Genomic DNA, 24877 nt, shown 5'->3' on the forward strand with positions numbered 1-24877 from the left:
GCCGGCCCCTACGTGAGGCCGAGCGCCGGCAGTACGGCGGCCTCCACGAAGCGGACCAGGTACGCCTGGTCGGCGTACTCCCCGTCGACGACGGGACGGGCGCGGATCACTCCGAACATCTGGGCCGGGATGTACTCGAGCGCCGGGTGGTCGGCGGCGACCTCGCCGCGTTCGACCCCGCGCCGCAGGATCTCCCGCAGCGCCTCGATCTCGGGGGCGACGATCGCCTCCCGCAGCGCTCGCGCGAGGTCCTCGTGACCGGTGACGGCGTGACCGAGGGCCTGGAGCAGCTTGGTGTCGTTGGTGGACCAGCGGCCGGTGGCCCGGGCGGCCTCGCGCAGGTCCTCGGCGAGCGAGCCGGTGTCGATGCCGGTGAGCCTGGCCTCCCGGCGGGAGCGCAGGGCGGCCACCACGAACTGCGGCTTGGTCTTCCACTGCCGGTACAGCGTGGACTTGCTGCACCGCGTGCTGGCGGCGATGCCCTCCATGGTGACGGCTTCGTACCCGCATTCACGGACCTGGTCGAGGACGGCGTCGAAGAACTCCTGCTCACGTTCGGGCGTGAGCTTGGAGCGACTCGTGGCGGCGACCGATTCGGGTCCGTCCGCTGCCTGCGACGTCATCTGCCGTCCTCTCCTTCTCTTCCGTTTCTCCGGCTGGTTCCGAGGCGACCGCGGGAGCCTTCGTCCAGTGTGGCGCAGATCAATCGATACGTCAGTGTACCGGTACGCATGCGTATCGGTACACTGACGTATCGGTACGACATCGTATCGATGGTGTATGCACACGTCACGAGTACGGCAGCACCACCTCACACGCACCACCGTCAGTGAAGGGGCCGGGGGATGAATGCCCGCACCGAGCCTGCACAAGCGGAGCCGGCCACGCCGGCGCGGCCGCCGATAGTCCGCGAGCTCCTGCTGGTCGCAGGGCTCTTTCTCGTCTACAAGGTCGGCCGGCAGCTCGCTGCCGGCCACACCGGCGAGGCCTTCCGCAACGCACACGACGTGTGGCACGTCGAACGCCTGCTGCGGCTGCCCGCGGAAGGGTCCGTGCAGTCCCTGCTGCTGCACGGCGACACCCTGGCCGAGGCCGCGAACACCTACTACGCGACCGTGCACTTCCCCGCCACCCTGGCGTTCCTGATCTGGCTGTACCTGCGCCGCCCGGCCCACTACGTGTGGGCCCGCCGGGTGCTGGCCGCGGTCACCGCCGCCGCCCTGGTAGTGCACCTCGTCTTCCCGCTCGCCCCGCCGCGGATGCTGGCGGCGACGGGGCTGGTCGACACCGCGCACGTGTACGGGCCGTCGGTGTACGGCCCTCCGCAGACCGACCACCTGTCGAACCAGTTCGCGGCGATGCCCTCGCTGCACTTCGGCTGGGCCCTCATGGTCGCGATCGGTCTCGTGGTCGCCACCCGGTCGCGGTGGCGGTGGCTGTGGCTGCTGCATCCACTGCTGACCCTGCTGGTGATCGTGGGCACGGCCAACCACTACTGGCTGGACGCGGTCGTGGCGGGCGCGCTGCTCGGTATCGCGCTCGCGCTGATCCGCGCCCCGCGGCGGACGGCCGCCACGGCCGGGCGCGGCGCGCCCGCCCTCGTCTCCGTCCCGGCCGAGAAGCCGGTCCTCGTGGGAGCGGGCCGATGAACGCCACCCTGGCAGCGGTCGTCCTGTCCCTCTTCTCGGCCGCCGCCTACGCGGCCGCCGCCGTCGCCCAGGAACGGCTGGCCTCCCGGCACCCCGGCACCGGACTGACCCGACTGCTCGGCAACGGCGCCTGGTGGTGCTCGGTGGGGCTGAACGCGGGAGCCGCGCTGTTGCACGTGATCGCCCTCAAGTACGGACCGCTCACCGTCGTGCAACCCCTCGGCGCGCTCACCCTGGTCGCGGCCGTGCCGATGGGCGCGCGGGTCGCGGGGCGCCGGGTCGGCGCCGCCGAGTGGCGGGGCACCGCCTTCACCCTGGCGGGCCTGGCCCTCATCCTCGTCACGGCGTCGGGTCCGGCTCCCGAGGACGTCCTGAGCATGCCGGAGGCGGTCGCCGTGGCGGGCGCGACCGCGGCGCTGATCGGGCTGCTGGCCCGGCGCGGCGCCAAGCCCGGGCTGCGGCACGCGACCGCGTCCGGCTTCGCCTCGGGGGTGGCCTCGGCACTCACCCAGACCGTCACGGTGGCGGCGACGGACCGTTCGGGCCCGCTGCTCAGTGTGCAGGTGATCGGGGTGGCGCTGCTGGTGGCGGCCTTCGCGACGGGCGGGCTGCTGCTGTCGCAGACCGCCTACCGGGACGGCCTCGGCGCACCGCTGGCGATGGTCACCCTGGCGAACCCGGTGGCCGCCGCGGCGATCGGCCTCGCCCTCCTCGGCGAACGTCTCCAGGGCGGGGCGGCGGGAGTACTCCTCGCCCTGGCCGGAGCCGGACTCGCGGGGTGGGGTGTGGTGCTGCTGTCACGGACCGCGCCCGCACAGGCCGCCGTCCACGACGAGGATCACCCGGTGGCGGCGGTGCTGGCCCTGAGGCCGGAGACCGCGTCCGCCGAACCGGCGCTGCTGCCGCGGCCGAAGACCGGGCCTGAGCACCTCACCCCGCTGTAGCCCCGGCGCGAGAGGTGACGCTCCCCCGGGGCACCCCGGGAAAGCGTCACCTCTCGTGCGGAGGGCGTCAGCCGAGACCGCGCGCGTCCTGCTTCAGCGCGGTGTCCACCGTCAGGGCCGTGGCGACGACCAGGCTCAGCAGCGGCTCGGGCAGCTGGTAGTGGATCTGCATGACGTAGTTGTCCGCCGTGGTGAACATCGTCTTGGCGAGACCTTCCCAGGTCTTGGTGATCCGGGCGACCTCGTTGTCGGCGTGGTCGACGATCGCGAAGTTCCACGCCCGCCAGTTCTCCGCCTTGATCGCGCCGATCTGCCGGCCCTCCGCGTTGATCGCGAAGTTGATCTTCCCGAAGACGTTCTGCTGGACGATCTCACCGACCGGCTGACCGTCCGGGCGCGTCACGACCACCCGCGACTTGAGGATCTTCGCCGGACGCGTCAGCAGCAGTACCGGCTGCCCGTGCACGTCGCGGATCTCCAGCCGGTGCGTCAGGTACTGGTCGATGCTGGCGACGAAGCGCAGGATCTTGCGCAGCGCGCTCTGACCGACCTGGATGACCGAACCGAGCTGGTTGCCCTGCTGGTCCATCACCTTGTACTCGTTGGTCAGCTCGATCAGCTTGGCCTTCTGGTTCACCACCAGCACCGGCTCGCTGAACAGCGTGCCGCCGCCGGGGCCGCTCGCCGCGACCCCGGCCTGCTGCTGCACCTGGCGCCGCACCCGCTCGTCGGGGCCCGCCTGCTGGGGCACCTGCGGCGCGGGCCGGCCCTTGCCGTCCGCGTGCGTGTGCTCGGTCCACTGGGCGCCGTCCCAGTAGCGCAGGGTCTCGACCGCCCCGTGCGGGTCCGGGTACCAACCTGAAGGTGTGTTCGAATGCGTGGTCACCGGGGCACATTACCCCGAGCTCACCGGGACCTGACCAGTCCCTACGACCCGGTGTTCACCGCGCATTCACCGCGGCGCAGGCGCAGGCGCCTCACTCCGTGACGATGGCCGGGTCGCTGACTCCGGGGAGCCCGTTCTCGACGTGTCCGGCGAACCGCCTCAGGAACGCCGGGTCGGCGGCGGACGTGACGGTGAGGTCGTACCACCGCCGGCTCGCCCGCAGATCCAGGGTGCGCCTGTGCACGGCGCCGGGCCGCAGCCTGACGGTCGTGGGCTTGCCGCCGTACCCGTCGGTCACCTTCAGCTCCACCGTGCCCCGACCCCGGTGGGTGAAGCTCAGTTCGAGGCCGTCGCCGACGTGCCGGGCGGCCACCTCGACGCCGGCCGCCCCGGCCTTCCCCCTGAAGGCGCGCAGAAAGCCGTTGGGGCCGTGCACGGTCAGGTCGTGCGAACCGCCGGAGTACGCCGGGTTCCAGGTGTCGGAGACGGTCCGGCCCGCCTCCGTGGTGTAACTCCACGGCCCGTCGGTGCGGTTGCCGGAAGTGACAAGGAAGGCCGCGCCGGCCTTCGCCCCCGAGGCGAAGGCGAGGGTGAGCTTCCCGGTCGTCGCGTCCACCGAAGCGTCCACGTACGGGGCGTACTTGAGCGGGCGCGTCGGCCGCGTGCCCCGCTCCTGCTTCGGCAGGACGGGGTGGGCGGGCGGCACGGGTACGTAGTCGGGGTGGCGGTCCTTGTCCGGGGGCCGGTAGCCGTCGGTGTCGGGCAGGCCGACCGGTCGGGTGTCCCTGCGGGAGAAGTCGAACGCGGAGGTCAGATCGCCGCAGACGGCGCGCCGCCACGGGGAGATGTTCGGCTCGTGGACGCCGAAGCGGCGTTCCATGAACCGGATGACCGAGGTGTGGTCGAGCGTCTCGGAGCAGACGTAACCGCCCTTGCTCCAGGGCGAGATGACCAGCATGGGCACGCGCTGGCCGAGCCCGTAGGGGCCCGCGGTGTGTCCGCTGTCGCCCTTGAAGAGATCCGGGCCGACGTCGACGGTGGACCGGCCCTGCGCGTCCGAGGCCGGGGGGAAGGGCGGCAGAAGGTGGTCGAAGAAGCCGTCGTTCTCGTCGTAGGTGACGAACAGGGCGGTCTTCGCCCACACCTGCGGGTCGGCGGTGAGCGCGTCGAGGACCTGGGCGACGTACCAGGCTCCGTAGTTCGCGGGCCAGTTGGGGTGCTCGGTGAAGGCCTCGGGGGCGACGATCCAGGAGATCTGCGGCAGCTTCCCGCCCTTGACGTCCGCCTTCAGCCGGTCGAAGAAGCCCTCGCCCCTGCGGGCGTCGGTGCCGGTGCGGGCCTTGTCGTACAGCGGGTCGCCGGGCTGCGCGTTCTGGTACTGCTTGAAGTACAGCAGCGAGTTGTCGCCGTAGTTGCCCCGGTAGGCGTCCTGGATCCAGCCCCAGCTGCCGTTCGCGTCCAGGCCGTCGCCGACGTCCTGGTAGATCTTCCAGGAGACCCCGGCCTTCTCCAGGCGTTCGGGGTACGTCGTCCAGCTGTAACCGGCCTCGTCGTTGCCGAGGACCGGGCCGCCTCCCTTGCCGTCGTTGCCGGTGTAACCGCTCCACAGGTAGTAGCGGTTGGGGTCGGTCGAGCCGATGAAGGAGCAGTGGTAGGCGTCGCAGACGGTGAAGGTGTCGGCCAGCGCGTAGTGGAACGGGATGTCCTCGCGGGTCAGATACGCCATCGTCGTGGCGCTCTTGGCGGGGACCCACTTGTCGTACCTGCCGCCGTCGAAAGCGACATGGCCGTCGTTCCAGCCGTGCGGGAGGTCCTGGAGGAAGGCGAGACCCAGGTCGTCGGCGTCGGGGTGGAACGGCAGGACGTCCTTGCCCGTCCCGTCCGCCTGGTGCCAGACCGACTTGCCGTTGGCGAGGGTGACCGGACGCGGGTCGCCGAAGCCTCTGACGCCCCGCAACTTGCCGAAGTAGTGGTCGAAGGAGCGGTTCTCCTGCATCAGGACGACGATGTGCTCGACGTCCTCGATGGACCTCGTGCGGTGGTTCGCGGGCAACGCCGCGGCGCGTTCGATGCTGTCGGAGAGGGCGGTGAACGTCGTGGTGGCACCCGCCAGTTGGAGGAATCGGCGCCGGTTGACTTCGGCCATGGGTGAGGCACCTCTCGTACGGAAGGGCTGCGCCTGCCGGTTCGTGACGCAATGCGCGCGCCACGAAGTGTTCCAAGGGCACCGAACGTCAGGGAAGGGTCGGGTGACGCGAGTGTGAAAGTCGAGGGTACGAGGGGGTGCGGCGGGCCAAGAGATGGCCAAGCGCCGCGGTCACGCCGGCCCGGGACCGGAAACGACCGGTGGGCAGCCGCCTCTCGTCCCACGCGCACGTGGACGCGGGCAAGACCGCTGACAGCCCTGCCGCAGGACGATGCGACCCCGCCTGTCGTGGGGCACACGCACACTCTTGGCCGAGGCCATTAATTCATATTTAATGGTGTGGCCGGTGCGTCCGTGCCCGGCCCCTGCCCCGAACACCGCACCACAGCCGGGAGTCGCGCGTGAACTCGCACCATCCATTCCAGGACCGTTTCGCGGGCCGTTGCTTCGTCGTCACCGGTGCCGCGTCCGGGATCGGAGCCGCAACGGCACACCGACTGGCGGCCGAGGGAGGCGCTGTCGTCCTGGTCGACGTCATGGACGACGCCGGCGAGGAGACGGCCAAAGCCATCCGGTCCCACGGAGGAAGGGCCGTGTACCAGCATGGCGACGTGTCGGACGAGACGGCGTGGGCCGCAGTCGTCGGAACGGCCCGTGAGACGTTCGGGCGGGTCTCCGGGCTCGTCAGCAACGCGTACACGGTGCGTATGGGCGCTGCCGATGCGATCGGCCGGGCCGAGTGGGACCGCCAGCTCGCCGTGAACCTCACCGGAGCGTTCCTGGGCTTCCGAGCCTGCCTCGAGGACCTGCGTGACACGTCCGGCAGCGCCGTGTTCGTCTCGTCGGTGCACGCACTCGTCGGAATGCCAGGACGCCCGGCCTACGCAGCGAGCAAGGCCGCCCTGACCGGGCTGATGCGACAGCTGGCCGTCGAGTACGGCGATCGGGTGCGGGTCAACGCCGTGCTCCCCGGGCCCGTCCTGACGCGGGCCTGGGACGACATCGGTGAGGCCGACCGGCAGGCCAGCGCCGAGCAGACCGCCCTCGGCCGGATCGGCCGCCCCGAGGAGGTGGCCGGTCCGATCACCTTCCTGCTGAGCGAGGACGCGTCGTCCATCACCGGCGCCTCCCTTGTCGTCGACGGGGGATGGAGCGTGCTGAAGACATCCGCCTAGGGATCTGGTCCTGAGTGCACGTTTCGCCACGTGGGTCGACGTTCGCCGATGTTGCCGGCCGGGATCGAGCAGTCGTCCCCGGCCGGCTCCTGATCAGTCGAGTCTCACCAGGTACGGAAGGCGCTCAGTCCAGGGAGTGCCCTGTGGGTCCGGCCGTAGTCGAACAAGGACGCGTCCTCGACCTCGTTGTCGCCGCCGACGATCCAGCCGTTCGGGTCGGCCCCGTCGGCGAAGTCGATCGCGATCGGGTCCCAGTACGAGATGCCCACCACCTTGCCCGTGTCGTACATGGCGCGGAAGAACTCGCGGGTCCACCTCAACTGCCCGTCGGGGGTGGCTCCGTAGTTCTCGGGACCATCGGGGGCGAGGTGACTCTTCTGGATCAGGGTCACCTCGCCCGGACCGCTCGCCCTGGGTGTCCAGGGTGAGGCTGTCTCGACCGCCATGACCGGCTTCCCGCTCGCCGATCCCACCCAGCTCGCGAAGTTCGCCAGGGATGCGATTCGACATGTTCGTCCAGGAGGCGTACAGCGAGACGCCCATGATGTCGTAGTCGAGGCCGTTCGCCCGTGCCGAGCGGGTGGGAATCACGGTCCCGCTGTGGACCGCGACGGGCTGAGGCGCGGCGGACGGTACGGGACGCCTCCCCGACGAGCAAGATCGTCATCCACCTCACCACCCCGGACCGCGCCACCTACGCCGGCTGGATCGACGGGGTTTCCGGGTATGCAGCGTCAACATGACAGGCGGCTGCTGCGTGGCGGCTGTGGATTGGGCTTCATCGTCTGGTCGGCCCACACCCCTGTCAATAAGTATTCATAAATAATGTTCACCGGTAGACTTGGGCACAATGGCACGTCAAGCTCGCCGAAGGCTCGCCCACCAGCCCGGCAGGCGTCCGTCAGCCCTCTCGATCCGAGGAGAACCGCATGGCGTCCTATTCCGGCCGTGGTGTGCACGGACACGTCGTGCACACACTCGGCGCGCGCATCGTCAGAGGCGAGATAGGCGAGGGCGCGATCCTGGACGTCAGCGCCCTCGGAGCCGAGCTCGACGTGAGCCTGACCGTCATGCGCGAAGCGCTCAAGGTTCTCGCCGGCAAGGGCCTGACGGACGCGCGGCCGAAGCGCGGCACCTTCGTCAGGGAGCGGGCACAGTGGAATCTTCTCGACGCCGATGTCATCCACTGGCGCATGGAGGCCGGTGACGGCGCCCAACTGCTGCGCGACCTCGCCGATGTGCGCTCCATCGTCGAGCCCGCCGCGGCGCACCGGGCCGCCCTCCACCGCACGGACGCCGACCTGGCCTCCCTCGAAGCCGCCCTGCAAGCCATGGGGCAGGCGAAGGTGGACTCCGCGGCCGCCGCCGAGGCCGACGCGGCCTTCCATCGCGCGCTGCTCGCCTCCACCGGCAACGAACTGCTGCGGCGGATGGACATGTTGCTGGAACCCGGCCTGAAGGAACGCGACCGCATGGTCCACGGCCACGGCGACGCCGACGACCCGGTTCCCAGCCACCGCGCGGTGTTCGATGCCGTCCGCGACCAAGACCCCACCCGCGCCGAACTCGCCATGCTCACCCTGCTCGCCAAGGCTCTCGCAGACCTCGACCAACTCGCGCGGGCACAGACCGCGGCGCGATCGTGAGGACAGCCGCCCACCAGCGTGCATGGGCAGGGGCGGCGCCCGCGGCGGTGAGGAGCGGCGCCCTGCCCGACGTGACCGGCTGACCGTCCTCTCGGCCGGGGAAGCCGGCCGGGCGCCCACCGGCCTGGTCCGTCGGTTGACGAGAGCGTCGGCCCCCGAGCTGGGCCGGTGGCCGCCGGTACCGTGGGCGGTTGACTCCACCACGGCAACGCCTGGTTGCGTCGATCGCCCCGCCATCACGCGGAACCCAGGACCGTCATCCAGCGCCACTGGGTGAACTGCTCCAGATTGGCGGTGCCGCCGATGCGGGAGCCGTTGCCCGACGCCCCCATCCCGCCGAAGGGGGCGTTCGCGGCGTCCTTGGCGGAGACGTCGTTGACGTGCACCATGCCGGTGCGCAACTGCTCGGCGACGGCCGCGGCCCTCGACATCGAACCGGAGTGCACAGCCGCCGTCAGACCGTATTCGGTGTCGTTGGCGATCTCGACGGCCTCATGGTCGGTACGGAACGCGACGAGGGGAGCGACCGGCCCGAAGATCTCCTCGGTGAAGGCGGGCATGGTCCGCTCGACGCGGTCCAGAACCGTGGGCGGGTAGAACAGCCCGTCGCGGCGTCCGCCCGCCAGTACCCGTGCGCCGGCGGCCACGCTCTCGTCCACAATGCGTTCGATCCTCGCGGCCTGGCGCTCGCTGATCACAGGGCCGAGGGCCACGCCCTCCTCGCGCGGGTCGCCGACCCGCAGTTCACCGGCCTGCCTGATCAGCGCCTCCGTGTAGGGCTCCACGACGTCGGCGTGCACCAGATGACGTCCGGCGGCGACGCATGCCTGCCCCTGATAGCCGAAGGAGCTCATCGCCCCTGCTGCCGCGGCGGAGTCGATGTCCGCGTCGTCGAGCACGACGATCGAGTTCTTGCCGCCCAGTTCCAGGGCCACCCGCTTGAGCCCGTCGCCCGCGGCGCGGGCGACCGCCCGTCCCGCCTCGGTGGAGCCGGTGAAAACGACCATGGCGACGTGGGGATCGGCCACGACCGCCTCACCGGTGCCGGGGCCTCCGGGCAGGACGTGGAGCAGCCCCTCGGGCAGTCCGGCCTCCTCGAACAACCGCGCCACGACGACACCGCCGGACACAGGTGTGTGGGGATCGGGCTTGAGCAGAACGGCGTTGCCCAGCACGAGTGCGGGCGCCAGGGCCCGCATGGCGAACAGCAGGGGGGCGTTCCAGGGGTTGACGACGCCGACCACCCCCAGAGGTACCCGCCATGCGTAACTGGTCCGGGCGGGTGCCGACGGGCTCAGGATCTCGCCGCGGGGCAGCGACGCGAGGCCGGCGGCCTGCGCAAGCTGGCTGAGTCCGGCCGCGATCTCGTAGTCGCCCTTCGCCGGGACGCCTCCGGACTCCCTGACAATCCACTCGCGAATCGCCCGGCGGTTGTCGTGCAGCGCCCGGGCGGCGCGGAGCAGGACCTCGGCGCGCTCCTGGGGCGCCGTCTCGGCCCAGGCCCGCTGGGCTCGGGCGGCCAGGGCCCCGGCCCGGGCGACATCCGCGGGCGCTGCCACACCCACCTCGGCCAGCCGCTCCCCCGTGGCGGGTTCGTTCACCGGCTGGACGCCGCCCTCGGACTGCCGCCAAACGCCGCTGAAGATCTTCCCGGTCCATTCGGCCGCGTCCGGCCACGTCTCCTCGTCGGTGACGGTCATGGCACGACCCTCCAGCCCCGATGCTTGGTCCGTCCCTTGCATTTATGCCCTTATTGAGGATATATGTCCGACCATCTCCCCTGGGTTGCCCGTGGCCGGGCCGGGACGCACGGTGGAAAGACCGAAGTGAGGGCGGATGAACGCGATGACGAGTTCGGACACCGCCGGCGACGACCGGGCGGCGTGGCGGCCGGACGACCCCATCGACGAGTCGGCCACGGCCGGTGCCCGTGTGGACTCGAACGGCATCGTGACCGCGTGGAGCGAGGGAGCACGGCGGCTGCTCGGCTACCGGTCCACGGAGGTCATCGGCCGGCCCGCGGCATCACTGCTCGCAGGGGAGCCGCCCGTCGAGACGCTTCGTTCCCTGAAAACACTGCCGCGGTGGAACGGGACGGCGACTCTCCTGCACCGGGACGGCCACCATCTCGCAGTGAACCTGCTGGCCCACCGCCGGGAGCCCGACGGCGAGGAGAAGGGAGGCGGCGAGTGGCTCGTGGTCTCCCCCCTGGACCGGCCGGCGTCGCCGCTCCACGACGAGTCGCTGGTGATGTGGGCGTTCACCCGGTCCCCGTTCACGACGGCGCTCTACGACACCGGCCTGCGGCTGCGCCGGGCGAACGCGGACATGGAGCGGGTGATCGGCATGCCCGAAACGGCGATGCAGGGGCTGCGCGTATCGGAGATCGTGGTCGACCCGGAGAGCGACCGGACGGAACAGTGCATGCGGCGGGCGTTGGAGACCGGCGAACAGCAGCATCTTCAGCAGTCCCTGCACCTGGCGGGCCATGAGAGCGACAGCGTCTGGACGACGTTGCTCACCCCCGTGCGGGACTCCGAGGGAACGATAGGAGGAGTGCTCCTTTCCGCGTACGACGTGACCGAGGAGCACCTGGCCCGGGGGCGCCTGGCCCTGCTCAACGAGGCCAGCATCCGCATCGGCAGCACCCTGGACCTCGCCCGGACCGCGCAGGAACTCGCCGATGTGGCCACCCCTCAACTCGCGGACTTCGTCACCGTCGACCTGCTTCCCGCCATCGAGGGCGGCGACGACCCGCGCGCCGGCTCGCCGGCCGGCCCCGTCATGCTGCGCCGTGTCGCCTACCAGTCCGTCCTGGAGGGTTGCCCCGAGGTCGTGGTGGAGCGCGGAGCAGTGGCCGCGTACCCGGACGATTCGACTGCGGCCAGATGCCTGACCACCGGCCGGCCGCTGATCGAGAACGTGACAGCTTCCGCGATGGACCGGGTGGCGAGCCAGACCCCGGACCGGGCCGAACGGATGCGACGCTACGGCTTTCACTCCGTGCTGGCCGTGCCGATGCGCGCCCGCGGCATCACCCTCGGCGTGGCCACGTTCTCCCGCCACCGGCACCCGGAACCCTTCGAGCAGGACGACCTGCTCCTGGGCGAGGAGATCACCGCCAGGGCCGCCGTCTGCATCGACAACGCCCGCCGCTACAGCCGCGAGCGCCGCACCTCCCTCACCCTTCAGAGCAGTCTCCTGCCGCAGCGGCTGCCCTCGCAGGCCGCCGTCGACGTCGCTTCCCGCTATCTTCCCGCCAGCACGCAAGCCGGTGTCGGCGGTGACTGGTTCGACGTGATCCCGCTGTCCGGCGCCCGGGTCGCCCTCGTCGTCGGCGACGTCGTCGGCCACGGCGTCCAGGCGTCGGCCGCCATGGGACGACTGCGTACCGCCGTGCGCACCCTTGCCGATGTCGACCTTCCGCCCGACGAGCTGCTGACCCACCTGGACGACCTGGTCATCCACCTGTCCGCCGAGGTCGAAAGCGCGGCCGGCATCGTCGGCACCGTCGGCGACATCGGTGCGACCTGTCTGTACGCCGTCTACGACCCGGTCTCCCGGCGCTGCGCCATGGCTCGCGCGGGCCACCCCGTACCCGCGGTGGTGACCCCGGACGGCGCCGTGGAGTTTCCCGACATCCCCGCGGGTCCGCCGCTGGGGCTCGGCGGCCTGCCCTTCGAAGCCACGGAGATCGAACTGCCCGAAGGCAGCCTCCTCGTGCTGTACACCGACGGTCTCGTCGAGGACCGTGGCCGCGACATCGACGAAGGCCTCGACCTGCTGCGCGAGGTGCTGGCCCGGCCGGCTGCGTCCCTGGAGACCACCTGCGACACCGTGATCCGGACGCTTCTCCCCGACCACCCCGCCGACGATGTGGCGCTGCTGATAGCCCACACCCGCGCCCTGGACGCGGCACATGTCGCCACCTGGGACGTGCCGGCCGATCCCGCAGCGGTCGCCGAGACCCGTAGGAACACCCGTCGGCAGCTGGCCGCCTGGGGCCTGGACGAGGCCGCCTTCGTCACCGAACTGGTCGTCAGCGAACTCGTCACCAACGCCATCCGCTACGGCGGCGCCCCCATCCAGCTCCGGCTCATCCGGGACCGCAACCTCATCTGCGAAGTCTCCGACGCCAGCAGCACCGCCCCCCACCTGCGCCGTGCCCGCACCTTCGACGAAGGCGGCCGCGGCCTGCTCCTCGTCGCCCAGCTCACCCAGGGCTGGGGCACCCGCCAGACGTACGACGGAAAGACGATCTGGGCCGAACAGGCCCTCCCCACCGCCTGAAGCACCGTGCAGTCTTCTGTTCCCCGACGGCGTGGAGGTATCCGGTCCGGCACCGGGCGTTCCCGGGGCGGAGCGGCGGCTGCGCGCCCTCGCGGACGCCGCCGGCGGTACCCTCTCGACGACCGGCCGCGGTGCGGTACGCGTGTGGCTCCCGGAGGCGTTCCCATGGCGATCAGAGTGACCGTCGCGGACGACCAGGCCGTCGTACGGGCCGGGATCGCGGCGATCCTCGACGCGGAACCCGACCTGTGCGTCGTCGGGCAGGCGGCGGACGGCGACACGGCCATCTACCTCGCGCTGTCGGCGCGGCCGGACGTCGCGCTGATGGACGTCCGCATGCCGGGGATCGGCGGGCTCGCGGCGACAGCCGCGATCACCCAACGCAGCCCCGCGACCCGTGTCCTGGTGCTCACCACCTTCGGTCTCGACGAGTACCTGTTCGCCGCGCTGCGCGCCGGGCCGCGGATTTCCTGCTCAAGGACGCCGAGCCGGAGCGGGTGATCGACGCGGTACGGGTGGTCGGGTCGGGGGGAGCTTCGTGCGGGCCGTCGGCGCCTCCGGGCTCCAGGATCCGCGGTCCTGGAGACCGAGGCGGTCGTCCGGTGTTCAGCCGACGAGTGGTCACGCTCGCCGTCGCCCTCACCGGCTGCCCCGAGCGTGAACCGAACAGCAGCACCACCCGGCCCTCCACTCCGGCGACCAGGGCCTGCCAGGGCAGGGCTCTGACAAGCCTCTTCGCAGAAGTCCTTCCGTCTGGCAGAAGCCGTCTTGCCGAGCGGAGGCGAGCCTCACGACCCTGATTCCAACCACGGCACGCGGGGCGACGGCGCCCCGCACTCAGGGACGGGAACGCCATGCCTCACACCACCGCCTTCGCCAGGAACCAGTGGTACGTCGCCGCCTACAGCACCGAGGTCGGGCGCGAGGAGTTGCTCGGCCGGACGGTTCTCGGGGAGCCGCTCGTCCTCTACCGGACCGAGGAGGACGGGACGCCCGTCGTGCTGCACGACCGCTGCGTGCACCGCCGTTTCCCGCTGTCGGAGAGCCGGCTGGACGGCGACCGCATCGTCTGCGGCTATCACGGCTTCACGTACGACACGAGCGGCGCCTGCGTGTACGTGCCGGGGCAGAAACGCATCCCGCGCACCGCCCGGGTCACGGCGTACCCGGTCGTCGAGCAGGACTCCCTGGTGTGGGTGTGGATCGGCGACCCGTCGCTCGCCGACCCGCAGACCGTCCCGCGCGCCCGGCACCTGGACGCCCCCGGCTGGACGACCGTCCGCGGCATGGAACCCATCGACGCGGACTACGGGCTGCTCGTCGACAACCTCCTCGACCTCTCCCACGAGACCTATCTGCACGGCGGCTACATCGGCACCCCCGAGGTCGCCGAGACGCCCATCACCACCGAGGTCGACGAGGGCGCGGGGATCGTCCGGGTGAGCCGGCACATGGACGACGCCGAGTGCCCGCCGTTCTACGCCCGCTCGACCGGCATCGAGGGCCGGATCACCCGCTGGCAGGACATCGAGTACCACGCGCCCTGTCTGTACCTGCTGCACAGCAGGATCGCGCCGGTGGGCATCCTGCCCGAGGCGGACGGCACCGATCCGGGCGGCTTCCACACCGAGATCACGTACGCGATCACCCCGTCCGCCGACGGCAAGGTGTACGACTTCTGGATGGTCTCGCGGGACTGGGCGACGGACGACGAGGAGGTCACCGAGTTCCTGCGGGGCAACAACCACACGGTGGTCATGCAGGACGTGGACGCGCTCAACCTCCTTCAGCGGACCCTGGGTTCGGAGCGCACCGGCTACCAGGAGCTGAGCATCAACATCGACACCGGCGGCCTGGCCGCACGCCGCATCCTGGCCCGGCTGGTGGAGGAGGGCGACAAGCCCGTGGAGAAGGTCCTGTGAGCACCGGTCCCACCGGCGAGATCTACCGCATCGACTGGCTGCCGGGCACCGACGTACTGCACGGGACCTGTCACTGCGGCGCCGAGCACACCGCGCAGGATCCGATCGAGATGTGGGAGTGGATGCTCGGCCACCCCGAAGGACACCGGCCACGAGGAAGCGACTCATGAGCGTGTACGAATCCGAACTCGTCGTGTCGGAACGCGAGTTCGCTGCTGAGGGGGTGCTCGCACTCACCCTGCGCCACCCGCTGGGCGAGCCGCTCCCGGCGTGGGAGCCGGGAGCCCATGTGGACCTCGTGCTCGGCCCGGAGCTGGAGCGACAGTACTCGCTGTGCGGTGATCCGGCCGACCGTTCCGCCTGGCGGATCGCGGTGCTGCGCGAGCCGGCCGGGCGGGGCGGTTCCGCCCATGTGCACGCACAGTTGGGGCAGGGCGACAAGGTCAGGGTGCGCGGCCCGCGCAACCACTTCGCGCTGCGTCCGGCTCCCCGCTACCGCTTCGTCGCGGGCGGCATCGGGATCACCCCCATTCTGCCGATGCTGGCGGCGGCCGAGGCGGCGGGCGCCGAGTGGAGCCTGCTCTACGGGGGTCGCAGCCGCGAATCCATGGCGTTCGCCGAGGAGCTGGCGCGCTACGGCGACCGTGTGACCGTCGCCCCGCAGGACGAGACCGGTCTGCTCGACCTCGGTTCCGTGCTCGACGGGTTGCCCGAGGGCACCCTCGTCTACTGCTGCGGTCCGGGCCCGTTGCTGGACGCGGTGGAGGAGCGCTGTCCGGCCGGCGCGCTCCACGTCGAGCGGTTCCAGGCGAAGGAACAACCAGCGGGCACGGAGGCCGAGTTCGAGGTGGAGCTCGCACGGAGCGGCCGGACGCTGACCGTCGCGGCGGGCGTCTCGGTGCTGGACACCGTGCGCGCGGCGGGCGTCGAGGTGCTCTACTCCTGCACGGAGGGCACCTGCGGCACCTGCGAGACCGACGTCCTCGAGGGCATCCCGGAGCACCGGGACTCCGTCCTCGGTCCTGAGGAGCGGGAGGCCGGGGAGACGATGATGATCTGCGTGTCCCGGTGCCGGGGGAAGAAGCTCGTCCTGGATCTGTGACCTGAGGACGGGGCGCCCCCCCCGCCCGCTCGGGCGCCCGGGAGGGCGGGGCCGGCTCCCGCCCGCCCGGGCGCCCCGGAGGGCCGGGGACCCTCCCGGCCCGTCGGCGTCCTGGGCGAGGCGGCGCCGTGGCTCGGGCTGGTCGAAGAGGCCTGCGTACCACGGTCTGCGCGCATCCACCCGGCGGTCCCCGTGGCGCTCGCGAAGGGGCGTTCCATGCACCCGTGTCCCGCCGTGTCCGGCCATGTGTACGAGCAGATCCAGGCGGCGAAGCCAGGAACCCCGGTGGACCGCCTCGCGAAGTCGGACGCTCATGAGCCGCACTGAGCCCGCACGCGGCGCCGACCAGGGCGCCGTCGGCGACCTGAACGCCGACGGTGCCCGGTCAGGCCTCGGGGGCCGGGACCACGCTGAGGTGGCTCGCGGTGCGGCGTGCGCCACGGGGTCTGCGGGGCGCGGCGGCCGGGCGGGTGGCGCGCAGCACCATGGTCAGCCGGGTGTACCCCATGTCGTGCAGGGTCCTCGGGGTGTCGCCCACGATGCGGCACTCCGTGGCGCCCCAGCGCGGGTCGGGGTGCACCAGGGGGCGGACCGCGCCGTCGTGTTCGACGGCCTCCTCGCCGACCGCGCGGATCCAGTGCGGCAGCCCGTGGCGGTAGGCGGCTTCCATGATCGGGTCCTGGGCGATGTCGCGGCGGATCGCCTGGAGCCCGTGGTCGTGACCGTGGCGCTCCATGGCCGCGGCGAAGCGGGCGAGCATCGGCAGGCACCAGCCGGCCTCGTGGTCGCCGAGGACCGAGGGGGCGTCGGGATGGAAGAGGACGAACCGGAGGAAGTTCTCGCCCGGCAGGGCCGTCGGATGGGGGCTCACGTCCCGGAAAAGTGACGCGAAAGCGGCGTTGGAGAGCACGACGTCCCAGCGGTGGTCGAGGACGACGGACGGGAAGGGGACGGCCTCCAGGTACGTGGTGTAGTCCTGTAGGTACGCCTGGGCCTCGGGACTCTCGGGGACGGGCCGCGGTACGGACCGCTGCCCACCTGCCTGATATGCCATCGGGAGGTCACCCCTCTTGCCTCTGCGGCCTTCACGCGGCGCCTCGATCCTGCTGCCCCGACGCGAGCGGTGTCAACTATCGTGGCATTCCATGCTTGTTGACGGCTGAAATTGGCCACAGTTGTGGCGAGACCTGGATGTGAGTTCGAAAGACCGGCTACTCTCCACGCAGTTCACGGCGACCGTCTGTTCCGGTGATCGTGTGTCTGTGAGAGGGACGTGAGAGACCTAGGAGACCTGTCGGTGGCGGAGGATGGCTTCGAGGTTGCGGGCACCACGGCGGCGCTAGTGCTGCCGGCCGTCGTCGCTCGTGTCGCCGCGCTCGCCGACCGGCTCGGTGTGCCGCACGCGGAGGTCTTCGGCACCGGACGGCTGTCCGTCGCCTCCGGTGTCCCGGAGGTGGTGGTCAAGGCCCTGTTGAGCGGCCGGCCCGCCGGTGAGCCCGATGTCCAGGCCCGCTTCCTGCAACGTCTGGACCTGCTGCGCCGTACGCGGCTCAAGCCGAACGGCCGCAAGTACACCCAGCAGGAGATCGCCGACGGCGCCGGCATGTCGCGCCAGCAGGCGGGCGCCCTCATCAACGGCGACCGGCGCCCCACGATGGAGCACTGCGACGCGCTCCAGCGGTTCTTCCGCGTCCACGCCGGATTCCTCACGGCCGAGGACCCGGAGGCACTCGCGGGCGCGTTGCAGCACACCGAACAGGATCTGCTCCAGAAGCTGGCCGCGCGGGAGGCGGCCGCGGCCGCCGAGGATCCGCTGGAGCGGCTGCTCCAGGACCACGGCGTACGCGGGATCGCGTGGCGGGCCGCTCAGCTGCCCACCGACCAGCACCGCGACAAGGTCGCCGAGTGGCTGGACATGCTCCTGGAGAGCGTGAAGCGGCCCGAGTCGTGATCCGGGGGAGAAGCGTGAGCATCGCCAGGGAAATGCGCCGTCTGAGCGGCCAGTTGGTCTCGGAACTGAGCATCCCGGCCCCTGCCCCGCCGACCGACCTCTACACCGCGCTGTGCGACGGGATGAGCAGACGGCGCGGCCGCCCGGTGCACTTCCGCATGGCCTGCTTCCCGACCGACACGGCCAGCGGCCTGTGGCTCGACATGGCCGACCAGGACCTCGTCGTCATCGAGGAACGCACCGCCCCCGACCACCAGTTGGTGATCCTGGGCCACGAGCTGTGGCACATGAAGGCGGGCCACTGCGGCCAGCACGTGGAGGGTGCCGCGGTCGCGGCCCGTTTACTCACCGACGGGGCGGATCTCCAGGCGACGGTGCGCAGCGTCGCCGCCCGTACCCGTTTCGACCTGGCCGACGAGCGGGAGGCCGAGAGCTTCGGGCTGCTGCTGGCGAGCAAGTGCCGTGCCTGGCTGCCCGGTTCATCACCCCGGGGACGGGGCCAGCGCGACCATCTGGCCGGCCGGATCGAGGCGTCGCTGGGCTATCTGGGGCCGCAGAACTGAGCTCCCGGACGGCCGTGAGCGGGTCCGTCCGGTACGGCGGTCAGGTCGCGCTGCGCTCGCTCGCCCCGCGCAGGTCCCGCTCCGCGGGGTCCGCTCCTGCCGCCTTCCCCGTTGCGGGTCTGCCCTCGCGCAGGAGCCGGCGCCAGTGCTCGCGGCTCCAGTCGGCCGGGGCCGTGGTGCGGGTGAACTCCTCGACGAGTGAACGGAAGCGGCCGGGGTCGGTGTGGAACGGGAAGTGGCCCGCTCCTTCGAAGATCTCCAGTCGGCTGCCGGGCATCGCCTCGTGGGCGCCGTACGCGTGCCGCACGGGCACCACGCTGTCCCGGTCGCCCCACAGCAGCATCGTCGGCATGCCGGCCGTCAGATAGCAGCGGTCGAGCATGGTCACGACCTGGCCGCGCCAGTCGACGACCGCGCGCAGGGTGCGGACGAAGGCGTTGCGGGCGGTCTCGTCCGGCAGCGCGTCGACGAGGTGGAGCAGATCGGGGGCGTCCTGGCCGAGGTCGGTGTCCAGCAGCTTCATCAGGCCCACGGCCAGGCCGACCTGGAACCGTGCGCCCGGCAACCGCAGCGCGGACAGCGCCAGATGGGCGCCGGGCAGGGAGACCAGTCGCAGGGCGGGATTGACCTCCCGGCCGACGCCGCCCGCGCTGACGAGGATCAGCCGTTCGGTGCGCTCGGGGAACTGGTAGGCGAACTGCATCGCCACTCCCCCGCCCAGCGAGTGCCCGACCAGCGTCGCCGACTCGATGCCCAGGGTGCTGAGCAGATCCCGCAGGCCGTTGGCGTACGCGGCCACCGAGTAGTCGGCGCGGGGTTTGTCGGAGGCGCCGTGGCCGAGGAGGTCGGGGGCGATGACGGTGTGGGTGCGGGCGAGGCCGGGGATCAGTTCGGCCCAGGTCGCCGAGGAGTCGCCGATGCCGTGGATGAGGACCAGCGCCGGGCCGTCGCCGGCCAGGCGGAAGGCCCGCCGGTATCCGTGCACGACCCGGTAGTGCAACTCCGGTTCACCGGCACCGACCGGGCGCAGCCGGGGTGCGCGCGCCGGGCGCCGCTGCGGGACGTCGACCACCCGCTCGCCTCCTGTTCTCCTGGCCGTCGGCGGTCCGCCGAGAGCCCTTCCCACCAGCGTAGGAGCCCTTTCCGCCAGGGGATTTCGAGGAGGTTTCACCTCCGCTAAGCGGGCGAACGAAGCCCTGGTCGGGCCGGATTGTCAGTGGTGGGCGGCAAGCTGGGGGTGCGCCACCGTACGGGGGCGTACGCGCCGTCGGGGCGCGGGGGACACGACGCCGACACGGGGAGAGCCGACCGATGCCCACTGCCGTACTGACCGACCGCGAGCGCACCGCCGTACAGGCGTACCTGCGGCTGCTGCACACCGTGCGTGCCGCCTTCGGCGACGAGGGGGACAGCCGGGGCGCCGGCGCCCCCGGCCCGCGGTACGACCGGCTGCCTCCGGTGGTCCCGCCCGCCGTCCTGGCCGAGGCCGAGCAGGCGTTGGCCGACGCCGGTCTGGCGGGCAACGAGGAGGAGTTCTTCCGGCTGCTGCACAGCTGGTGCCCGGGCCCGTGACCTCCGTAGGCGGTCGCCTCAGCCGTGGTGCACCGTGACGGCGGTGGCCACCAGCCCTCGCCGTACGGTCCAGCGCCCGTCGAAGTGTGCGAGCCGGCGGCCGCCGATCACCGGTCCGGGGACGAGCAGCCGGGCGCGGAAGACACCGTGCGGGCCTTCGGCGGGGGCGGCCGAGAGGGCAGGGGTGACGGGGGTGAGGTCGATGTCGGCCTCGCTGAAGTCCAGCCACTTGCGGGTGAGGGGGAACCACGCTTTGTAGACGGACTCCTTGGCGCTGAACAGGAGCCGGTCCCAGTGGACCTCGGGGCGTTCCGCGGCCAGCGTGCCGAGCCGCTCCGCCTCCGTGGGCAGCGCGACGGCGGACAGCACACCCTCGGGCAGGGGCGCGTGGGGTTCGGCGTCGATGCCGAGCGAGGCCAGGTCGGCGGCCCGGACCAGAGCGGCCGAGCAGTAGCCCTCGCAGTGGGTCATGCTGCCCGTCAGGCCGTCGGGCCACTGCGGGGCACCGCGCTCGCCGGGCAGTACGGGCTGCGGGGGCACACCGAGCTTCTCCATGGCGTGCCGGGCGCAGGAGCGTACGACGGTGAACTCGCGGCGGCGCTTGGTGACCGCCCGCGCCACGAGCGCCTCCTCCTGCGGGTACAGCGGGGCGTCCCCGAACTCGCGGACGCCTTCCTCGCCGAAGGCCTCCACCGCCACGACCGACTCCGGCAACAGTGCCCCGATCACCGGGTCCCGGCCTCCCCGGGCAGGATGCGGCGCAGCCGGCCCGGCGGCTGCGCGCGCTTGCGCCATTCCCGGGGGTAGCCCACCGACACCTCCTCGAAGCGGACGCCCTCGTGCCAGGTGGTCCGCGGGATGTGGAGGTGGCCGTAGACCATCGTCTCGATCCGGAACCTGCGGTGCCAGTCGGCGGTCAGCCCGGTGCCGCACCACATGGCGAACTCGGGGTGCCACAGCACGTCCATCGGGTGCCGGTGCAGGGGGTAGTGGTTGACGGGGACGACGGGCAGGCCGTCGGGGATCTCGGCGAGCCGCCGTTGCGTCTCGGCGACGCGGGCCCGGCACCAGGCCTCACGGGTCGGATACGGGTCGGGGTGCAGCAGGTACTCGTCGTTGCAGACGATGCCGGTGCCCTTCGCGTACGCCAGTCCCTCCTCCTTGGTGGCGCAGCCTGCCGGGAGGAACGAGTAGTCGTAGAGCAGGAACAGCGGCGCGACGGCCACCGGACCGCCGGGGCCCTCCCACACCGGGTAGGGGTCCTCGGGTGTGGTGACGCCCAGGTCGCGGCAGATGTCGACGAGGTGCTCGTAGCGGGCGACTCCGCGCAGGGTGACCGGGTCCGAGGGGTGGGTCCACAGTTCGTGGTTGCCGGGGACCCAGACGACCTTGCGGAAGCGCCCGGCGAGGGTCTTCAGCGCCCAGCGGATGTCGGCCACGTTCTCCGAGACGTCGCCGGCGACCAGCAGCCAGTCCTCGTCCGTCTCCGGGGCCATGGCCTCGACGAGGGCGCGGTTCTCCGGATATCCGATGTGCAGATCGCTGATGGCCAGCAGCCGTCCGGCGTCTTCGGCCGTCGACGTCACCTCGCGCCCCCGCTCACTCGCCCACGCTCCGCATCCTCACGAACACACCAGTGCCACCACGAGAACACATTCACGCGTGCGGTACAAGGTCGGATCGGGTCGCCTGCCGGGGCCGGACCCGTCCCCACCTGCGCCGGAACACGCCTCTACCCGAACATGCGCCTCACGTGAACAAGATCGGCAAATCCGTAACACGCGCGTTGCACGCCGCACCCCCGGGAAGCCGTATGATCGCCCCAACACCACCGCCATGGACGTCCCTTCCGCAGGGCGGTTTGGTGACCCACCAATCCCCCTGCCCGGGCCGGGCTCGCTTTGCCCTGCCCGCGAACCGTGAAAGGCGGCCTGCATGGTCTCTCGCGTACGCGTCTGGCTCAACCGCACGTACGCGGAGAACGTGTTCTTCACGGATCAGCTGCGACGAAATCCCAGTGATCGCGCGGTCGAGATCCACGCCACGCACGGTGACGCCGACTCCCCCGTGCTGGCCGCCGCGGACACCGCCGAGCTGGAGCCGGAGGGCCTCTCCCCGGCCGCGTACGTCGAGTACGCCCTCGCACAGTGCAAGCGCCGGAGCATCGACGTGTTCGTGCCCCGGCTGCACCAGGCGGCCGTCGTGGCGCACCGCGCCGACTTCGACTCGGTGGGCACCGCGCTGCTGGCGCCGCCGCCGGAGGCCGTCGCGGTCTTCCACGACAAGGTGATCGCGTACGAGGCCGTGCAGGCGATCGGCGTGCCGGTGCCGCCGTGGTACCGGGTCCGGTCGGCCGACGAACTCATCGCCGCTGTCGAGGAGTTGGAGGAGGCCGGCCACCGGGCGTGCTTCAAGCCGGCCTCCGGCGCGGGCGGGGTGGGCTTCCGGGTGATCACCCGTGCGCCCTTCTCGCTGACGCATCTCAGTGGCTTCCCGAGCCCGTACGTCCAGCTCGACATGGTGGTCGAGGCGCTGAGGCAGGCCGAGGACCTGGGCGAGGAGCAGGTCGACTGGCTGGTCATGCCGCGCCTCGAGCAGCCGGAGGTGTCCGTGGACTGCCTCACCGGCCCGGACAACATGCTGCGGATGGCCATCGGCCGCACGAAGAACGGCCGCCGCCGGGGCTTCACCCTGCACGAGCAGTGGCTGGAGCCCGCGCGGCTCATCGCCGAGGGCTTCGGGCTGCACTACCTGTCCAACATCCAGTTCCGGATGTTCGGCGACCGGCCGGTCCTGATGGACGTCAACACCCGCCCGGCCGGCGGCCTGCACCAGCTGGCGCTGTGCGGGGTCAACGCACCGTGGGCGGCCGTGCAGCTGGCGCTCGGCGAGGACCCGGGCGAGATCGTCCCGCCGTTCCTGGGGCAGGACTACACGGTGGTCTCGGGACCGCGGCCGCTCCGTACGGTCACCCTCCCGCACCAGCGGGTGGAGGAGGCCGCCGAGCCGCTGCTGCCGGCCGTGCCCGCGCCTGCCGGATCCGTCGAGGTGACCACGGCGGGCGCCGCGCAGGCACTGCCGCTCTAGGTGGAACGAAACAGACATTAAGTTCACCGGTATGGACCAATTCCGTCTCTCGTCTTGACAGGCAGATTGGTCCATACCAACTTTGTTGCGCACCCTCTTGCACTCCCCTGCACTCCCGAACACCCCCATTCCTTCAGGGAGATCGCGTGCGCACGACACCCCTCGGACGCCCATGGCGTCGCTTCCTCGCCCTGCTCGGCACGGCCGGTCTGGCCCTCGCCGGGGCCGTGGCCCTGCCGGGCACCGCACAGGCGGCCAACATCCTCACCAACCCCGGTCTCGAGTCGGGCTCCCTCTCGCCCTGGTCCTGTACGGGCAACCTCGGCTCCGTCGTCTCCTCGCCCGCCCACAGCGGCTCCAAGGCGCTGGCCGGGGCGGTGAGTTCGAGCGACATCGCCCAGTGCAGCCAGACCGTCACCGTCCAGCCGAACACCACGTACGCGCTGACCGGCTGGGTGCGCGGCTCCTACGTCTACCTCGGCGTCGACGGCGGCGCCTCCACCTGGACGTCGTCGCCGTCGGCGTACAGCCGGCTGTCGGTGTCCTTCACCACCGGCGCCTCGCAGACCAGCGCCACGATCTATGTCCACGGCTGGTACGCCCAGGGCACCTACTACGCCGACGACATCAGTCTCGACGGGCCGGGCGGCGGGGGCGGCGGCTCGGACACCCAGGCGCCGACCACGCCCGGCGGCCTGACCTCGGCCGGCAAGACCTCCTCCAGCGTGTCGCTGTCCTGGAACGCCGCGACCGACAACGTCGGCGTCACGGGATACGACGTGTACAGCGGGTCGGCGAAGGTGCTCACCGTCTCCGGTACGGCCGCCACGGTCAGCGGGCTGTCCCCGAGCACGGGGTACACCTTCACCGTGCGGGCGCGCGACGCGGCCGGGAACACCTCCGGTGCCTCCAACTCCGTGACTGTCACCACCAACGCGGGCAGCGGCGGCGGAACCGGGTTCAAGCAGGCCGCGCCCTATCTGTTCGAGGGCTGGGGCGATCCGCCCAGCGTGTCCACGGTGATGAGCTCGACCGGCGTCAAGTGGTTCACGATGGCGTTCGTGCTGGACGGCGGCGGCTGCAACCCGATGTGGGACGGCAACCGGCCACTGACCGGCGGGGTCGACCAGAGCGTCATCAACCAGGTCCGCTCGGCGGGTGGTGACATCGTGCCCTCGTTCGGCGGCTGGCAGGGCAGCAAGCTCGGCGCCAACTGCTCCTCGGCGAGCGCGCTGGCCGCCGCGCTCCAGAAGGTGATCAACGCCTACTCGCTCAAGGCGATCGACATGGACATCGAGAACACGGACGAGTTCGAGAACGAGGCCGTGCAGGCGAGGATCCTCACCGCGCTCAAGACCGTGAAGGCCAACAACCCCGGCCTGAAGACCATCGTCACCTTCGGCACGTCCACGACCGGGCCGACCTACTACGGCAACCGACTCGTCGAGCAGGCCAAGTCGCTCGGCGCCGACATCGACGTCTTCACCATCATGCCGTTCGACTTCGGCGGCGGCTCGGACATGTACGGCAACACCGTCAACGCCACGGAAGGGCTGAAGAACAAGCTGAAGTCCACCTTCGGCTGGGACGACGCCACCGCGTACGCCCACATCGGCATCTCCGGCATGAACGGTCTGTCCGACCAGCAGGAGAACACCACCCCGGCGATCTGGACCCAGATCCGCGACTGGTCCAACTCCCACCACATCGCCCGGCTCGCCTACTGGGCCGTCAACCGCGACCGGCCGTGCCCGGGCGGTGGCGTGGTGAGCAACTGCTCCGGCATCAGCCAGAGCACCTGGCAGTTCACCTCGATCACGGCCGGCTTCACCGGCTGACCCGCCTCGGACGTGAGCGAGAGTCCCCCGGATCCCGGTCCGGGGGACTTTTTTCGACGAGAGGTGTATCAGGATCCCGGTAGCCCGCTCCTAAGAACGAAGGGCC

General features: G+C 71.3%; 23 protein-coding genes. 14 read left to right on the forward strand and 9 right to left on the reverse strand.

Features of this window, described 5'->3' with window-relative positions:
* Nucleotides 1-8: 8 nt before the first annotated feature.
* Entirely contained in the window at nt 9-623 is a 615-nt protein-coding gene (locus OHS71_RS06925) for a TetR/AcrR family transcriptional regulator (protein ID WP_328477866.1), read from the reverse strand.
* Nucleotides 624-845: 222 nt separating this feature from the next.
* Between OHS71_RS06925 and OHS71_RS06930 the strand changes: the two genes are divergently transcribed.
* Nucleotides 846-1649: a phosphatase PAP2 family protein gene (locus tag OHS71_RS06930; RefSeq protein ID WP_328477868.1), complete on the forward strand. Its 804-nt coding sequence runs from the start codon at nt 846-848 to the stop codon at nt 1647-1649.
* Complete coding sequence (locus tag OHS71_RS06935) at nt 1646-2593, forward strand: hypothetical protein (RefSeq protein WP_328477870.1); 948 nt, start codon at nt 1646-1648, stop codon at nt 2591-2593. Before OHS71_RS06930 ends, OHS71_RS06935 begins: the two co-directional genes overlap by 4 nt.
* Before the next feature lie 67 nt (nt 2594-2660).
* Here OHS71_RS06935 and OHS71_RS06940 read toward each other — a convergent pair whose 3' ends face one another.
* Together OHS71_RS06940 and OHS71_RS06945 are read right to left on the reverse strand one after the other, a co-directional pair.
* Entirely contained in the window at nt 2661-3479 is an 819-nt protein-coding gene (locus tag OHS71_RS06940; RefSeq protein WP_328477872.1) for a phospholipid scramblase-related protein, read from the reverse strand.
* Between the two features lie 91 nt (nt 3480-3570).
* The gene (locus tag OHS71_RS06945) at nt 3571-5625 is read right to left on the reverse strand and encodes a phosphocholine-specific phospholipase C (RefSeq protein ID WP_328477874.1); all 2055 of its coding nucleotides are present in this window, start codon (nt 5623-5625) and stop codon (nt 3571-3573) included.
* A gap of 401 nt (nt 5626-6026) precedes the next feature.
* On the opposite strand from OHS71_RS06945, the gene OHS71_RS06950 reads away from it, so the two are divergent.
* Nucleotides 6027-6800, forward strand: coding sequence for an SDR family NAD(P)-dependent oxidoreductase (locus OHS71_RS06950; protein ID WP_328477876.1), 774 nt, complete (start codon nt 6027-6029; stop codon nt 6798-6800).
* Nucleotides 6801-6904: 104 nt separating this feature from the next.
* On the opposite strand, the gene OHS71_RS06955 is transcribed toward OHS71_RS06950, so the two are convergent.
* Nucleotides 6905-7273, reverse strand: a complete 369-nt coding sequence (locus tag OHS71_RS06955; RefSeq protein WP_328477878.1) for a glycosyl hydrolase 53 family protein — start codon at nt 7271-7273, stop codon at nt 6905-6907.
* Between the two features lie 456 nt (nt 7274-7729).
* On the opposite strand from OHS71_RS06955, the gene OHS71_RS06960 reads away from it, so the two are divergent.
* Entirely contained in the window at nt 7730-8446 is a 717-nt protein-coding gene (locus tag OHS71_RS06960; protein WP_328477880.1) for a FadR/GntR family transcriptional regulator, read from the forward strand.
* 236 nt (nt 8447-8682) lie between these two features.
* Here the strand turns inward: OHS71_RS06960 and OHS71_RS06965 are convergent, their stop codons facing one another.
* Nucleotides 8683-10146 carry an aldehyde dehydrogenase family protein gene (locus tag OHS71_RS06965; protein ID WP_328477882.1) on the reverse strand — a complete coding sequence of 488 codons (1464 nt, stop codon included), beginning with the start codon at nt 10144-10146 and terminating at the stop codon, nt 8683-8685.
* 145 nt (nt 10147-10291) lie between these two features.
* Between OHS71_RS06965 and OHS71_RS06970 the strand changes: the two genes are divergently transcribed.
* The 5 genes from OHS71_RS06970 to OHS71_RS06990 all read left to right on the forward strand — a co-directional run bounded on the left by OHS71_RS06970 (nt 10292) and on the right by OHS71_RS06990 (nt 15760).
* Nucleotides 10292-12736: a SpoIIE family protein phosphatase gene (locus tag OHS71_RS06970; protein WP_443046870.1), complete on the forward strand. Its 2445-nt coding sequence runs from the start codon at nt 10292-10294 to the stop codon at nt 12734-12736.
* A 165-nt stretch (nt 12737-12901) separates the two neighbouring features.
* Nucleotides 12902-13237 (forward strand): response regulator, encoded by a 336-nt coding sequence (locus tag OHS71_RS06975; protein WP_328477886.1) that lies wholly within the window; start codon nt 12902-12904, stop codon nt 13235-13237.
* 353 nt (nt 13238-13590) lie between these two features.
* Nucleotides 13591-14658, forward strand: a complete 1068-nt coding sequence (locus tag OHS71_RS06980; RefSeq protein WP_328477888.1) for an aromatic ring-hydroxylating dioxygenase subunit alpha — start codon at nt 13591-13593, stop codon at nt 14656-14658.
* Nucleotides 14655-14828: a hypothetical protein gene (locus OHS71_RS06985; RefSeq protein ID WP_328477890.1), complete on the forward strand. Its 174-nt coding sequence runs from the start codon at nt 14655-14657 to the stop codon at nt 14826-14828. The genes OHS71_RS06980 and OHS71_RS06985 overlap by 4 nt, the downstream gene beginning before the upstream one ends.
* Nucleotides 14825-15760, forward strand: a complete 936-nt coding sequence (locus OHS71_RS06990) for a PDR/VanB family oxidoreductase (protein ID WP_328477892.1) — start codon at nt 14825-14827, stop codon at nt 15758-15760. The genes OHS71_RS06985 and OHS71_RS06990 overlap by 4 nt, the downstream gene beginning before the upstream one ends.
* A 385-nt stretch (nt 15761-16145) precedes the next feature.
* Here the strand turns inward: OHS71_RS06990 and OHS71_RS06995 are convergent, their stop codons facing one another.
* Nucleotides 16146-16814, reverse strand: a complete 669-nt coding sequence (locus OHS71_RS06995; protein WP_328477894.1) for an MmyB family transcriptional regulator — start codon at nt 16812-16814, stop codon at nt 16146-16148.
* Nucleotides 16815-17057: 243 nt separating this feature from the next.
* Between OHS71_RS06995 and OHS71_RS07000 the strand changes: the two genes are divergently transcribed.
* Both OHS71_RS07000 and OHS71_RS07005 read left to right on the forward strand, forming a co-directional pair.
* Nucleotides 17058-17711: a helix-turn-helix domain-containing protein gene (locus OHS71_RS07000; RefSeq protein WP_328477896.1), complete on the forward strand. Its 654-nt coding sequence runs from the start codon at nt 17058-17060 to the stop codon at nt 17709-17711.
* Between the two features lie 32 nt (nt 17712-17743).
* Nucleotides 17744-18274: a toxin-antitoxin system, toxin component gene (locus OHS71_RS07005; RefSeq protein WP_328484422.1), complete on the forward strand. Its 531-nt coding sequence runs from the start codon at nt 17744-17746 to the stop codon at nt 18272-18274.
* A gap of 40 nt (nt 18275-18314) precedes the next feature.
* Here OHS71_RS07005 and OHS71_RS07010 read toward each other — a convergent pair whose 3' ends face one another.
* Nucleotides 18315-19346 (reverse strand): alpha/beta fold hydrolase, encoded by a 1032-nt coding sequence (locus OHS71_RS07010; protein WP_328477898.1) that lies wholly within the window; start codon nt 19344-19346, stop codon nt 18315-18317.
* Nucleotides 19347-19585: 239 nt separating this feature from the next.
* On the opposite strand from OHS71_RS07010, the gene OHS71_RS07015 reads away from it, so the two are divergent.
* Entirely contained in the window at nt 19586-19846 is a 261-nt protein-coding gene (locus tag OHS71_RS07015; RefSeq protein ID WP_328477900.1) for a hypothetical protein, read from the forward strand.
* Nucleotides 19847-19864: 18 nt separating this feature from the next.
* Here OHS71_RS07015 and OHS71_RS07020 read toward each other — a convergent pair whose 3' ends face one another.
* Nucleotides 19865-20575 (reverse strand): 4'-phosphopantetheinyl transferase family protein, encoded by a 711-nt coding sequence (locus tag OHS71_RS07020; protein WP_328477902.1) that lies wholly within the window; start codon nt 20573-20575, stop codon nt 19865-19867.
* Nucleotides 20572-21432: a metallophosphoesterase family protein gene (locus OHS71_RS07025; RefSeq protein ID WP_328477904.1), complete on the reverse strand. Its 861-nt coding sequence runs from the start codon at nt 21430-21432 to the stop codon at nt 20572-20574. Before OHS71_RS07025 ends, OHS71_RS07020 begins: the two co-directional genes overlap by 4 nt.
* A 349-nt stretch (nt 21433-21781) precedes the next feature.
* Between OHS71_RS07025 and OHS71_RS07030 the strand changes: the two genes are divergently transcribed.
* Nucleotides 21782-22933 carry an ATP-grasp domain-containing protein gene (locus OHS71_RS07030; RefSeq protein WP_328477906.1) on the forward strand — a complete coding sequence of 384 codons (1152 nt, stop codon included), beginning with the start codon at nt 21782-21784 and terminating at the stop codon, nt 22931-22933.
* Nucleotides 22934-23079: 146 nt separating this feature from the next.
* The gene (locus OHS71_RS07035; RefSeq protein WP_328477908.1) at nt 23080-24771 is read left to right on the forward strand and encodes a carbohydrate binding domain-containing protein; all 1692 of its coding nucleotides are present in this window, start codon (nt 23080-23082) and stop codon (nt 24769-24771) included.
* The last annotated feature ends 106 nt before the right edge of the window (nt 24772-24877 follow it).

Source organism: Streptomyces sp. NBC_00377, from assembly GCF_036075115.1.
Classification (GTDB): Bacteria; Actinomycetota; Actinomycetes; order Streptomycetales; family Streptomycetaceae; genus Streptomyces.

Coding starts and splice junctions, on each gene's coding strand:
- OHS71_RS06925 (WP_328477866.1), bottom strand. CDS start 623: ATGACGTCGCAGGCAGCGGACGGACCCGAATCGGTCGCCGCCACGAGT.
- OHS71_RS06930 (WP_328477868.1), top strand. CDS start 846: ATGAATGCCCGCACCGAGCCTGCACAAGCGGAGCCGGCCACGCCGGCG.
- OHS71_RS06935 (WP_328477870.1), top strand. CDS start 1,646: ATGAACGCCACCCTGGCAGCGGTCGTCCTGTCCCTCTTCTCGGCCGCC.
- OHS71_RS06945 (WP_328477874.1), bottom strand. CDS start 5,625: ATGGCCGAAGTCAACCGGCGCCGATTCCTCCAACTGGCGGGTGCCACC.
- OHS71_RS06960 (WP_328477880.1), top strand. CDS start 7,730: ATGGCGTCCTATTCCGGCCGTGGTGTGCACGGACACGTCGTGCACACA.
- OHS71_RS06965 (WP_328477882.1), bottom strand. CDS start 10,146: ATGACCGTCACCGACGAGGAGACGTGGCCGGACGCGGCCGAATGGACC.
- OHS71_RS06970 (WP_443046870.1), top strand. CDS start 10,292: ATGACGAGTTCGGACACCGCCGGCGACGACCGGGCGGCGTGGCGGCCG.
- OHS71_RS06975 (WP_328477886.1), top strand. CDS start 12,902: ATGGCGATCAGAGTGACCGTCGCGGACGACCAGGCCGTCGTACGGGCC.
- OHS71_RS06980 (WP_328477888.1), top strand. CDS start 13,591: ATGCCTCACACCACCGCCTTCGCCAGGAACCAGTGGTACGTCGCCGCC.
- OHS71_RS06990 (WP_328477892.1), top strand. CDS start 14,825: ATGAGCGTGTACGAATCCGAACTCGTCGTGTCGGAACGCGAGTTCGCT.
- OHS71_RS06995 (WP_328477894.1), bottom strand. CDS start 16,814: ATGGCATATCAGGCAGGTGGGCAGCGGTCCGTACCGCGGCCCGTCCCC.
- OHS71_RS07005 (WP_328484422.1), top strand. CDS start 17,744: ATGCGCCGTCTGAGCGGCCAGTTGGTCTCGGAACTGAGCATCCCGGCC.
- OHS71_RS07015 (WP_328477900.1), top strand. CDS start 19,586: ATGCCCACTGCCGTACTGACCGACCGCGAGCGCACCGCCGTACAGGCG.
- OHS71_RS07030 (WP_328477906.1), top strand. CDS start 21,782: ATGGTCTCTCGCGTACGCGTCTGGCTCAACCGCACGTACGCGGAGAAC.